The 12,372-nt window shown below is 41.1% G+C and carries 14 protein-coding genes; 1 reads left to right on the top strand and 13 read right to left on the bottom strand.

Going from position 1 to position 12,372, the window contains the following annotated elements:
- Nucleotides 1-92: 92 nt before the first annotated feature.
- The 4 genes from fakB (LM917_RS07845) to LM917_RS07830 all read right to left on the bottom strand — a co-directional run bounded on the left by fakB (LM917_RS07845) (nucleotide 93) and on the right by LM917_RS07830 (nucleotide 4,169).
- Entirely contained in the window at nucleotides 93-956 is an 864-nt protein-coding gene (gene fakB, locus LM917_RS07845) for a DegV family protein (protein ID WP_232696946.1), read from the bottom strand.
- 270 nt (nucleotides 957-1,226) lie between these two features.
- Entirely contained in the window at nucleotides 1,227-2,081 is an 855-nt protein-coding gene (fakB, locus tag LM917_RS07840) for a DegV family protein (RefSeq protein ID WP_232696945.1), read from the bottom strand.
- 18 nt (nucleotides 2,082-2,099) lie between these two features.
- Nucleotides 2,100-3,791 (bottom strand): DAK2 domain-containing protein, encoded by a 1,692-nt coding sequence (gene fakA / locus LM917_RS07835; RefSeq protein WP_232696944.1) that lies wholly within the window; start codon nucleotides 3,789-3,791, stop codon nucleotides 2,100-2,102.
- Nucleotides 3,792-3,803: 12 nt separating this feature from the next.
- Entirely contained in the window at nucleotides 3,804-4,169 is a 366-nt protein-coding gene (locus tag LM917_RS07830; protein ID WP_232696943.1) for an Asp23/Gls24 family envelope stress response protein, read from the bottom strand.
- Nucleotides 4,170-4,397: 228 nt separating this feature from the next.
- Between LM917_RS07830 and rpmB the strand changes: the two genes are divergently transcribed.
- Complete coding sequence (gene rpmB / locus LM917_RS07825) at nucleotides 4,398-4,586, top strand: 50S ribosomal protein L28 (protein WP_232696942.1); 189 nt, start codon at nucleotides 4,398-4,400, stop codon at nucleotides 4,584-4,586.
- Between the two features lie 333 nt (nucleotides 4,587-4,919).
- Here the strand turns inward: rpmB and spoVM are convergent, their stop codons facing one another.
- The 9 genes from spoVM to rsgA all read right to left on the bottom strand — a co-directional run bounded on the left by spoVM (nucleotide 4,920) and on the right by rsgA (nucleotide 12,358).
- Nucleotides 4,920-5,006, bottom strand: coding sequence for a stage V sporulation protein SpoVM (gene spoVM, locus LM917_RS07820; protein ID WP_232697168.1), 87 nt, complete (start codon nucleotides 5,004-5,006; stop codon nucleotides 4,920-4,922).
- 23 nt (nucleotides 5,007-5,029) lie between these two features.
- Nucleotides 5,030-5,206: a hypothetical protein gene (locus LM917_RS07815; protein ID WP_232696941.1), complete on the bottom strand. Its 177-nt coding sequence runs from the start codon at nucleotides 5,204-5,206 to the stop codon at nucleotides 5,030-5,032.
- A 654-nt stretch (nucleotides 5,207-5,860) separates the two neighbouring features.
- Entirely contained in the window at nucleotides 5,861-6,574 is a 714-nt protein-coding gene (locus LM917_RS07810) for a thiamine diphosphokinase (protein WP_232696940.1), read from the bottom strand.
- A gap of 204 nt (nucleotides 6,575-6,778) precedes the next feature.
- Complete coding sequence (locus tag LM917_RS07805; RefSeq protein WP_232696939.1) at nucleotides 6,779-7,501, bottom strand: amino acid ABC transporter ATP-binding protein; 723 nt, start codon at nucleotides 7,499-7,501, stop codon at nucleotides 6,779-6,781.
- On the bottom strand, nucleotides 7,494-8,153 hold the full coding sequence (locus LM917_RS07800) for an amino acid ABC transporter permease (RefSeq protein WP_232696938.1): 660 nt from the start codon (nucleotides 8,151-8,153) through the stop codon (nucleotides 7,494-7,496). The genes LM917_RS07805 and LM917_RS07800 overlap by 8 nt, the downstream gene beginning before the upstream one ends.
- Nucleotides 8,154-8,220: 67 nt before the next feature.
- Entirely contained in the window at nucleotides 8,221-9,045 is an 825-nt protein-coding gene (locus LM917_RS07795; RefSeq protein WP_232696937.1) for a transporter substrate-binding domain-containing protein, read from the bottom strand.
- 591 nt (nucleotides 9,046-9,636) lie between these two features.
- Nucleotides 9,637-10,410 (bottom strand): class I SAM-dependent methyltransferase, encoded by a 774-nt coding sequence (locus LM917_RS07790; protein WP_232696936.1) that lies wholly within the window; start codon nucleotides 10,408-10,410, stop codon nucleotides 9,637-9,639.
- Between the two features lie 407 nt (nucleotides 10,411-10,817).
- Nucleotides 10,818-11,465 (bottom strand): ribulose-phosphate 3-epimerase, encoded by a 648-nt coding sequence (gene rpe, locus LM917_RS07785; RefSeq protein WP_232696935.1) that lies wholly within the window; start codon nucleotides 11,463-11,465, stop codon nucleotides 10,818-10,820.
- Nucleotides 11,459-12,358, bottom strand: a complete 900-nt coding sequence (gene rsgA, locus LM917_RS07780; RefSeq protein WP_232696934.1) for a ribosome small subunit-dependent GTPase A — start codon at nucleotides 12,356-12,358, stop codon at nucleotides 11,459-11,461. The genes rpe and rsgA overlap by 7 nt, the downstream gene beginning before the upstream one ends.
- Nucleotides 12,359-12,372 lie beyond the last annotated feature (14 nt).

Raw genomic sequence — 12,372 nt, 5'->3', positions numbered from 1 at the left:
TACACTTAGAACCTCACAAAGCCAAAAAAGCTGTCGCCTGTTACATACAGACGACAGCTTACCTGCAAAGCTTTTCTCTTAAGATAGCGCGCTTACTCCGCTCTCACCATTCCACAACAAATAGCCCCAGGGCCGCTATATGTTCCGATAACAGAACCAATTTCAGATACGTATGTTTCGATAACATGGAACTCCTCTTGCAAACGCTCTTTTAGTGCTTTCGCTTCGTCCAAAGCATTTGCGTGCATAATGGTTACCTTAATTTTCGCATCCTGTGCATATTCCCTGAATTCATCCATCATACGTGCCAAGGCTTTTTTCTTACCTCTCACTTTATCGAATGCATATACCGCTCCAGTTTCATCAAGAGAGAGTACCAGCTTTATATTTAGCAATGAACCAATCATGGCAGACGCCTTACCAAGCCGTCCCCCTTTATGTAAATATTCCAGTGAGTCGAGAATCATAAACTCTCTCATCGTGTGTATCATTCGATCAATCTCATCCAGAATTTGGTGCTTGGTAAATCCATTCCGTACCATTTTTACTGCTTCCATCACAAACAAGGCTTGAAAATACGAACCTTTTTTGGAGTCAATAATGGTAATGTCAGCTTCCTCTTCCAACAAGGATTTGCCAATCACAGCAGATTGATAGGTGCCTGACAATTTGCTGGATAACATAATAGCAATGATACATACATCAGAACCATGCTTATCAATAATCTCTTTAAACTTGGCCGCGAATTCAGCTGGCGAAGGCTGAGACGTTTTTGGCATCTCTTCAGCTGTTTGTATCCGTTTAAAAAATTCTTCAGGTAGCATCGTCACTCCATCAATAAAGGCTTCTTCTCCAAAGCTTACTTTCAATGGAACGATTTCTATGCCTTGTTCAGTTGCAATGCTAGTGTTAATATCAGATGCACTATCCGTTACAATCACAATGGATGATGTCATACAAGTCTCCTTTGCTTATTCAATTGCGAACATATAAGGATAAAGTGGAAGAAACATCAAAGCAATTCTTACTGGAAGTCATTCGCGAAGAAGTTGGATCTTCACAAGTGGATGTTTTCATGCGTATCAGAAAGTGATAATGAAAGACTTTTATTGTCTTATACAGTAAAAAACCCTCTGGGATCAAGTAAAACAGTCTGGCTGTTTCACCTAGGATTCCAGAGGTTTCTTTCTACTATGTGTATATGTAGCATGCAGAAGAGTCCTGTGCTACTCTTTTACCACAACACATCCAACCCCACCAGGTCCAACATGGGCGCTAACAACAGGCCCAATCTCACTCAGATATGCTTCCAGTACATTGTACTCTCTGCAAAGTTGTTCTTTAATTACTTTTGCTTCTTCTAAAGCATTGATGTGTAAAACAGCAATTTTCACTTTTGCTCCGTGAGCGAACTTATGGATTTCCTCCATCATGCGAGAGACAGCTTTTTTATGCCCACGCACCTTGGCAATAGGAAAAACAGAGCCATTCTCATCCACACCCAAGATCGGTTTGATATTAATCAGAGAACCGAACAAAGCAGAAGCTCTACCTATTCGACCACCCTTATACAGGTAATCAAGAGTATCTAACACAATAAAGTTGACCTGATTTACCATCATATACTCAACTTTATCCAGAATTTGTTGCTTAGAAGCACCTGCTCGCGCCATTTTGGCAGCTTCGACTGCAATAATTCCTGCAAACATTGACCCCTTTTTGGAATCAATAATGGTAATATCAAGATTTTCATCCATCACTGATTTTCCGATGACAGCTGACTGATAGGTACCTGAGAGCTGACTGGACATCATCACACCAATGATAGTTACGTCATTCCCGTGTTTCTCCACAATCTCCTTAAACCTGTCAGCGAACTCACCCGGAGATGGCTGTGAGGTTACTGGAGTCTCACCATTTTCCAATCGTCTTGTAAACTCTCGAGGGTTGATAGTAACACCATCAATGAACGTCTCTTCTCCGAAACTGATTTTTAATGGTACCACTTCAATTCCCCACTCGTTGGCAAGCGAAAGCTCAACATCCGTTGAACTATCTGTAAGAATTACAATCGCTGACAACTTACATTTCCCCTTTGCTTATTCAATCGCAAAAATAAAAGGATATAATGGTTGTCTACCTGAAAGAATCTCGACTTCCACATCCGGGAATGCATCAGTCAACATTTCTTCAAGCAGGGCTGTTTGATCAACTGAGACATCTTCTCCATAAATCACGGTTACAAGACCAGTCTCATCATCTACCATTGCTGAAATCAATTCCTTCGCACACTCCATCAGATCTGGTTGTGCCGTAACAATCGTACCTTCATCAATCCCGATAAAGTCACCTTCTGTAATATCAACATCACCCATTTTGGTGTCGCGGACTGCATGTGTAACCTGACCAGTTTTCACGTTCTCAATTGCTTCCGTCATAGCTTCTTTATTGGCTTCTAATTCTTCTCCGCCGTTAAAGGCAACCAAGGCACTCATGCCCTGTGGCACACTCTTGGTAGGAATCACGGCAATTGGTACGCTAGCCAAGACAGCAGCTTGCTGCGCTGCCATAATGATGTTTTTATTATTTGGTAAAATAATGATTTTTTCAGCGTTAATACCTTCAATAGCTTTCATAAAATCTTCCGTACTTGGATTCATGGTTTGTCCACCTTGAACAACCACATGAACACCTAAGCTTTGGAAAATTTCTGCGATGCCCTCACCTGCTGCCACCGCAATAATTCCATATGGCAGAAGTGCTTTTTCTTCAGCTTTAGGCTGTTCTTGCACATTCTCATCCTTTAGGATATTGGAGTGCTGCTCACGCATATTATCTATCTTGATGCGATGTAAGCTACCGAATTGCTGTGCATAGTTAAGCACATTCCCCGGATTTTCAGCATGGATATGTACTTTTACTACTTCGTCATCAGAAACAACCAACAAGGAATCACCCATCGTGTCCAGATAACTGCGGAATCCAGCTTCTACAAATGGCTTTTTGTTACTTTCCGTACTGTGTGATACATGTACCATGAATTCTGTACAATATCCAAACGTAATGTCTTCCGTCTTCATAAGAGCTTGAGCGCTATGCTTTTCTTCTACAAGCTCATCCATTTTTGATGGATTGCTAAGGGCTCCAGGCATGTCTTTTTTCTCAACAGCTTTTTCCCCATGCAGAGAACGTACAAAGCCTTCATAAATATAGACAAGACCTTGACCACCAGAATCCACTACACCCACTTCTTTTAATACAGGAAGCAGATCAGGCGTTTTACTCAAAGAGAGCTTAGCCTGTTCATACGTTTTTTCCATTACCGTAACTATGTTATCTGTGATACGAGCTGTCTTTACAGCCATTTCAGCAGATTCACGAGCAACGGTTAATACCGTACCCTCAACAGGTTTCATTACGGCTTGATACGCTGTATCTACACCCATTTTCAATGCATCTGCAAACGTTTTCGCATCAACAGAGGCTTTTCCAGCCATTACCTTGCTCATCCCACGGAATAACTGAGAAAGGATAACACCGGAGTTTCCTCTTGCTCCCATCAACAGACCTTTTGCCAAAGCCTGCGATGAATCTCCAATATTGGCAGACTCCCTACGAGAAAGCTCTTCTACACCAGCCGTAAACGTTAAATTCATATTTGTTCCTGTGTCACCATCAGGTACAGGAAATACGTTTAATGCATCTACGATTTTGTAGTTTGTTTGCAGGTTATTGGCGCCTAGATAAACCATCTGACTAAATTGAACGCCATCAAGACGCTGTTGTACCACTACAGTTCCTCCTTACAGTTCAAGGTCTGTTCTGACCCCTTGGACATATATGTTAATCGTCGTTACTTCGATACCCAATTGTTGTTGTAGCGTATATCGAACGCGACTTTGCACATTGCCAGCTACTTCAGAAATCTTTGTACCATAGCTTACAATGATATGCAAATCAAGATTAACTTCGTTGTTTTCGTTACGAACAACGACGCCCTTACTCAAATTGTCTTTTTTTAGTAACTCAGCAAAGCCGTCTTTTAACGCTTTGCGCGAAGCCATCCCCACGAGACCAAAAACTTCCATAGCAGCCGCGCCTGCAATGCGTGCAATTACTTCTTCGGCTACGTCTATTTTTCCAAGAGGTGAGTTAATTTCTACTGGCATTTATGGTTCCTCCTTTGCAGCAAAACCGCATATTGGTATGACTCGTACTTTCACTCATTCTACTATAAGTATGGACTGATTTGAAGGATTTTCAATGGATTGATCTGGATGATTGATGAATTTACTGTCAAGTATTGCAATTGACAGCACCCTATGATACTATTATTCAAGTTGTTCCTACGCCCTAATTGGGCTTGTTTTAAGTTGCTTCAAGGGAGGTGGATGTAAATGTCACGTAAATGTTTCGTAACTGGAAAATCAGCTAAAGCGGGTAACGCTCGTTCCCACTCTATGCGTGCAACTCGCCGTACTTGGGGAGTTAACGTTCAAAAGGTGCGCATCCTTGTAAACGGGAAACCAAAACGCGTTTATGTCAGCACTAGAGCTTTGAAATCTGGTCTAGTAACTCGCGTATAATCTCGGCAAAGCTGAGTGATTAGCGATTCGGCAACGACTCGCTTATACAATCGTTCGGCTTGGTTCCGCTCTATAGTGGACTAAGCCCTCGTCATGCTTGGACGGATTATGTACTGCAAAAAAAGCACCGATCTTAGGTGCTTTTTTTCTATAATGTATCCGTATTAGTGCACTTGTATAAATAATCTTGATAGAGATTTACACATAATGAAAAAAGGCACCCACACTAAACAGGACATGACTAACATGACTGGAAGGTGAATGCCTTTTTTCTTTTTTCCGGTGGTGTATGCAGTTGAAATGGTTTTGCCATTTATGTCCACACCCTAATTGTTACTTCGTTTTTTTGTTGAAGGCTTCAATGACGGCACGGACCATACCACCTAGAAATTTTGGCAATTTGATCGTATAAAAACGCATGTTGACCCCTCCTTACTCCGGAATTACTTATAATGAAATAAAAACCAGCCTGCCGCAATTAATGCTGTCCCTAACATGGCATACCACACCCACAGGGGTGTCGCATTCAAAATAAGGGTAAGCCCACCCACTCCAATCACGATACCAAGTATGCGCTTCACAGCCATTCCCTGCTTGATATGAAACGAGCGAAATCTCATCCCACACGGCACCCCCTCTGGGCTTAGTCCGAAACGTTGCTATTACCATCATATTCCGAAGAGGGTCAAACATGTGTCCAGTATGCCGGGAAAGAAGAAAAAGTTTCGAAAAGGTATCTGCCTACCTGATAAATATATGCACCCTTGTTCTGTTTGTTGACTGAAAAATACTCATTCACGTGTTGAAGTAAAAAGTTAGTACGATACTGCTCTTTTTCAGCTTATGGTACTATATAAGGCCTATTGAATAAGCGATACCAGAGATCATACAGGGGAAAAATTACAAAACCCTCAATTTCCATTGATTGAAAACCAAGGATACATACCTGGTCCCTTTACTTGTCATGATTATCTGAACGTTGCAAATCCTTTACGTGTAACAGGCAGTGCCATTGTATCAGGTTCATTTCAGAAATTTGACCAAACTTATTTAGTTAATGCCGTACAAACTCTTGGTAAAAATTATGTCGGTGTAACCCAATCGCCTTACCATACTCCAGATGATGAAATCATTACACTCAATAATCTTGGACTATCAAAGGCTGGCTTTGGTAAAAAAAGATAGTAGGGATATTCAATCCTTACTATCTTTTTTTTACTATTCATATGTCTTTCATATAAATAAAACCTTGTTTGTCAAAGTAAAAAGCCTTATTAATCCTTTGAAACGATTACATACAGATCTCCTGACCTACGCTCCACTCTGCCTACCTCCTCGGCCCACTCATTACTAATCCCGATCGATTGGCCAAAAGTAATTGTGGCATCATCTAAGGGATAAAGAAAACCATTCAGAGTAACGCCTGTTACCTCAACGGATGCTGGTAGAAGAGAGAGGAACTCATTTTTTCGTCTGCGCAACTCTACATGAGGAAAATAATCGGAGAGAAGCATAATCCGATTCTGCAGATTGACGATCTCCATCCATACTCCTAATTGATGAGCACGCTTAAGCAAGCCGAGGTTAGCCAGAGTATGATCCATACGGCTTCCAGTAGCCCCGTATAAGATAAACTTTAGTTTATGTGGCGGGTAGAGATGGACGACATCATTCTCATCCTCCAGCTGGCTTCCGAGTTGGCGCAGATGTTCACGTGCAGCTTCAACAGCCACTTCAATTGCTAATTCCGTATCGGTTGCATTTTTCATCGCGGATACTTTTCGTAACCTGATACCAGCCGCCTCCAGTTGACGAATCCCTTCATCCTGGACGGTATCAAAATCTCCAACCGCATAATGAGGTATCATGCCCGCTTCTAATAAAGCGATAGCACCTCCATCTACTCCAATTAACAGGTCAGGTCGCTCCATTTGTGGAAACATGTCCAAGTCTCCGCCTGTCACAATATGTATTGTTACATCAATCATCCCTTACAACTCCTTCTAGAAATTCCTGCATGTTACTCTATTATCCTAATTTCATCCTTTTATATTGTACGGAAGCAATAAGAAGATGTAAAACGGAAAAGAAATAAGCGAGAATATCGCATCAAGGTGAGTCGATAGAAACTATCTCTACACTTCCTTTTGCAAATATCCCCGCTTTTAATGAAGAAATTCTTTATTTTAGAGTTACAGCACTTTTTTCAGGAACTGGCGAGCACGCTCGCTATCTGGTTTCAGGAAGAACTGGCTTGGTACTGTGTCTTCCACAAGCTTTCCTTCATCCAAAAAGAGAACACGATCTGCTACTTCTCTGGCAAAGCCCATCTCATGCGTAACGATGGCCATTGTCATACCGGAGTTGGCCAGTGTTTTCATTACCTCCAGTACCTCTTTTACCATCTCAGGATCAAGAGCAGATGTAGGCTCATCAAAAAGCATAATTTCCGGTTCCATAGCAAGAGCACGCGCGATTGCTACACGTTGCTTCTGACCGCCAGACAGTTTAGCAGGATATACGCCTGCCTTATCAGAGAGTCCGACACGCATAAGTAGCTCCAATGCCTTTTTCTCTGCCTGATTTTTCGCCATGCCTTTTACCTTCATAGGTGCATAGACTAGGTTTTGTAAAACAGTCATATGTGGGAACAAGTGAAAATGCTGAAATACCATTCCAACCTTTTGTCTGATCTTTTGAATATCAGCACCCTTTTGAGTAATATCCTGACCATCAATTTGTACACTGCCAGCTGTTGGTTCCTCCAACAGATTAAGACAACGCAAAAAAGTAGATTTACCTGAGCCGGACGGACCGATAATTGCCACGACGTCCCCTTTTTTAATTTCTGTGCTAATTCCTTTCAACACTTCCAGTTTTCCAAATGATTTATGCAAGTTCTCAACTTTAACCATTGCGACGCAACCTCCGTTCCAGCCATGTAGACAAGAGAGTTAGAATCATAACCAGGATATAGTAAATCAGGGCTGCAAAAATTAGGGGTTCAAAATAGATGAACAACTGCCCTTTCACAACATCTGCACGACGCAGAATTTCCGCTACCCCGATCATGGAAACCAGGGACGAGTCTTTCAACAAAGTAATAAATTCGTTCATAATAGCTGGAAGAATATTGCGGATTGCCTGCGGAAAAATAATGTCTTTCATCATGCGAGGATAAGAGATACCCAATGCTTTCGCTGCTTCCCATTGTCCTTTATCAACGGCAAGGATACCAGCACGCATCGTTTCAGACAAGTAAGCCCCTGAGTTCAAACTAAAAGCAAGTACCCCAGCCGCGAGCGGTTCAATTTGGTAATCAAACAATTGCGGTGTAGCGTAATAAATAAGAAGCAACTGAACCAAAAGTGGAGTTCCGCGGAAAATCGAAGTATAAAACACAGCGAACCAGTTAAGTGGCTTAAAATTTGAGATTTTGCACAGGGTTAGCAGTACAGCCAGAATGAAACCAAAGAAAACGGACAGGCTGGTAAACTGTAGTGTAATCCCAATCCCCTCTAACATGTAGGGAATATGGGGTTCTATTTTAGAAAAATCTATCTGCATTCATGTCAACTCACTTTCTTTACTTGCATGGGAATATCTTTCATCTGAAATGAAAAAGCGGTGGGGATTATTGCCCCAACCACTTTTGGATCAGCTTGTCCATTTCCCCGTTCTCTTTCATCTTTTTCAAGACCTCATTAATCTGTGGAGTCAATTCAGATCCTTTAGGGAATGCAATTGCGTAACCTTCTGTATTTTGTGTAGTCATTTCTGTCATCGCTAGGTCAGGATGTTGTTCCAGATAGCCTTTTGCAATTGTATTTTCCACGATAGCAGCAGCCGATCTCTTAGTCTTAACCTCTTGGATTACTTCACCCATTTTGTTTAGAGAGACCACTTCAACACCTTGCACTGTTTTAGCTGCCTCTTGTGCTGCTTTTTCCTGCATAGAACCTAATTGTGCTGATACTCTTTTGCCAGCCAATTCTTCCTGGGAAGAAACAGGCGTATCTTTTAGATAGACGAGCGTATTTTTCGCTTCATAGTAGTTATCAGAGAAATCTACGTTTTCTCTACGTTCTGGAGAAGTTGACATCCCGGCCAGTACCATATCGGCACGTTTGGATTGAAGTGCTGGAATTAGGCCATTAAAATCAGTGTCTACAACTTCCAATTTGTAGTTAAGTTCTTTTGCAATATAATTAGCTACGTCGATATCAAAACCAACGATTTGGTCTTTACCATCCTTCATCTCATGGAACTCATACGGAAAGTAGTCTGCTGACGTATACATCGTTAGTTTTTTCTGAGCTTCCGTTCCTTCCGGTTTATCAGTAGAGCCAGGCGCTCCAGTAGTAGCTGCATCATTTCCACCCGTACCGCAAGCAGTTAACAATGAAATAGAGAGAAGTGATGTAAGGGCTAAAGTCATGAATGATTTTTTCTTTTGCATAATGGTTTCCTCCTGTATGAACAACAACATTGTGTCTCTTCTATAATGTTGGTCGTTTGAAAGTATTTATGAAACACAGATAACTTATAAATATAATATCATATGAATAAAAATAAGAAAGTAAAATAAAATAATATTTTTTAATGAATTATTAATTATATCGCTAAATTTTTGTTATAGTGGATAAAAATAGTCTATTTCATATAAATATCCACAGGAAATAGGGAACACTAGCTGAATTACCTTGCAATAAATTGTTATTTAGTAAACATTTACTAAACACATGAAAGCCAAACAGGAATCCCCGACGAAACTCCACTTCCATGTACGAACTCTGCTTCCTATATAAAGTAATAAAGTGATAACTATACATTTTGATTACACATGAAAAAAGATGGCTCAGCCGCAAGCCACCTTTTTTTGTATATTCACTACTACTTACTCCACTATCCATTGATATTAATAGCGGACTTCAGTACTCCTCTTCCGTTCTTCTCTACTATACAAAAAACTCTACTTTTATACAAAAAAACGTATATTTACTGTATATTCATGTATAAATGAAGGTTCTACTTCTGATTTGTAGTGTGCTTAGGTACTAGGCTTCCTGGCAATCACACGTAATCTCTTATAATCAGCATAATATGCCCCTTCTGAAAATAGTTGATCTTTTAGTATATCAGAGACCTTTTGCTGTATGTGAGTTCGTTGTGCCACTGATAAATCAAACAGAAAATCATCTGTAAAGTGTGATAGCCAATCATTTAGTCCTTCCACGCCATTCGTTAACTGGGTAGGGCGCGAAAAGAGACATGCATATGTAACTTGAAAACCTTTCTGCTCAAGTAGGCTGGAATACTCTCCTACACTTGGGAAATACCATGGATTACGCTTGGTTGCATCTATTGCTAACTCCTCTTTAAGAACTGTGGTTAATGCTGAGACGATGCTTCCCACATTTCCCTTCCCTCCGAACTCTGCGACGAGCCTTCCGCCAGGACGTAGGCAATCATACATGCATGTTGCTACTTCTGGTGCGCGCTTAATCCAATGGAGGGCAGCATTCGAAAAAATAGCATCTACCTTTTGATCCAGGCTAAATTCCGCCCCATCTCCTTGAATAAATGAAATAGTCGGGTATTTATTCCTAGCCTCTCTTACCATATCTTCTGAGTAATCCATGCCGATGACAACAGCACCAGACTCTGCAATTTGCTTACTTAAATCACCAGTCCCACACCCCAGGTCTAAAATACGCTCTCCCGCCTGAGGCTGTAACAATTCAAGCAACCCCTTACCATATTCAGAAACAAAACCAAGTTGATGATCATACATTTGTGCATTCCATTCGTTCACTGAACTCATGTTGCCACCCCTTTCTCTTTGATTCATTATGTCACAACCTCAACGATAGGAAAAATATATATAAATTATTATATTTATAGGTTTTATCTATAACTAAACTGTTAAAGTATACAGTAAAAGCATTTTAGAAGCCCAGTAACAATAAGAATACTTGTAAGGAAATGGACTATCTACTCCTTGTGGAAAGAAAATCTGGTTTTTGGCTGTTAGTTTTATTTTTGGTTTTGGTAATCCTCTGCTAGCCCACTACAGTGTAGATATACGAAATTCTATCCATGTACCTCTACAAAGTTTAATCTTTCTCATACAAAAAAGGTTACTTCATCGAAGAGACAAGGGTGACTGGCTCACTCGATTGAAGTAACCTTTTTTAATTGTATGTGGCTGTTTACTTATAACAAGCCTTTTTATCCGCGAATAGCAGCAATAGCCTGAGCACGATCTTCTTTGTTAAAAACGGCGGAACCAGCAACAAGTACAGTTGCTCCTGCTTCTTCACATAGACGGGCAGTCTCCGTATTCACACCACCATCAATCTCGATATCCACATGGGACAAACCACGAGCATCAAGATTAGTACGCAGCTGACGAACTTTATTTAACACACCATGAATAAATTTTTGTCCACCAAAACCTGGATTTACGGTCATCAAAAGAACCAGATCCAAATCATCCAAAATCTCGTCAATCGTCACGATAGGTGTAGACGGATTTAGAACTACACCAGCTTTTGCGCCTTGTTCCTTAATCAAATGGATGGTTCTATGTAGATGTGGACAAGCTTCCTGGTGAACAGTAATAATATCAGCACCACTTTTGATAAATTCCGGGATATATTTATCCGGATTTTCAATCATCAGATGTACATCAAGCGGTAATTCAGTTACCGGACGGATCGCATCAACGATTAATGGTCCAATTGTAATATTAGGGACAAAATGACCATCCATCACATCTACGTGAATCCAGTCAGCTCCGCCACGTTCTACATCCTTAATTTCTTCCCCTAAACGAGCAAAATCAGCGGATAGAATAGATGGTGCAATTTTTACCATGGTTTGTTCCTCCTCAAGTATTCTCTAAGTTCCTCCATAAACTGCTGGTAATGCCGATAACGCTCCAACAGGATTTCCCCTGATTCAACCGCTTCTTGAACGGCACATCCAGGCTCTTTCAGATGAAGACAGCCTCTAAATTTGCATTGATCACTGTAACGTTCAAAATCTCGAAATGATTGAGCAAGATCCAGTTCGCTCAGATTCATAAATTCAAGTGAACTAAATCCAGGCGTATCCGCTACATATCCACCATCTCCAAGTGGGATTAGCTCAACATGGCGTGTTGTATGTCTACCTCGTCCCAGCTTTTGACTAACTTCCCCCGTCTGTAAGCTGATATCAGAGAACATGGCATTCAACAAGGAGGATTTTCCTACACCTGACTGCCCTGCAAATACAGAAAGCTTGCCACTCAGCTCAGAACGTAGCTGGTCTATTCCTCTCTGATCATGAATCGAGGTAGGCACAATTTTGTAGCCTACCTGTTCATAGCGTCGCACAATTTCTGCGCATTCCGTTTGATCCATTAAATCAGCTTTTGTTAATGCGATGATGGCATCAAGCCCTGCGTTCTCGGTATGAACTAAAAATTTATTCAAGAGAAGTGGACTAAAAGCAGGTTGCACTGCTGAAAAGGCCAGGATTGCCAACTCTACATTAGCAATGGAAGGGCGAACTAACTCTGTAGTCCGTTCACCCACCCCCATTACATATCCTTCCCGATCATTTTCCGCTTCGTACGCAACCCAATCTCCTACAAGTGGCGTTATCTTCGCCCCTTTTTTCTTAAATAGACCCCTCGCCCGGCACTGCACAATCCGGTCCGGATTTTCTTGATCTGCTACGTAATAAAAACCGCTTAATGCTTTTACTATACGCCCTTCCGGCATGCATACACCTCCAA

It is taken from the genome of Brevibacillus daliensis, from assembly GCF_021245735.1.
Lineage (GTDB): Bacteria > Bacillota > Bacilli > Brevibacillales > Brevibacillaceae > Brevibacillus_B > Brevibacillus_B daliensis.
This window is presented reverse-complemented; position numbering and strand designations above follow the sequence as displayed.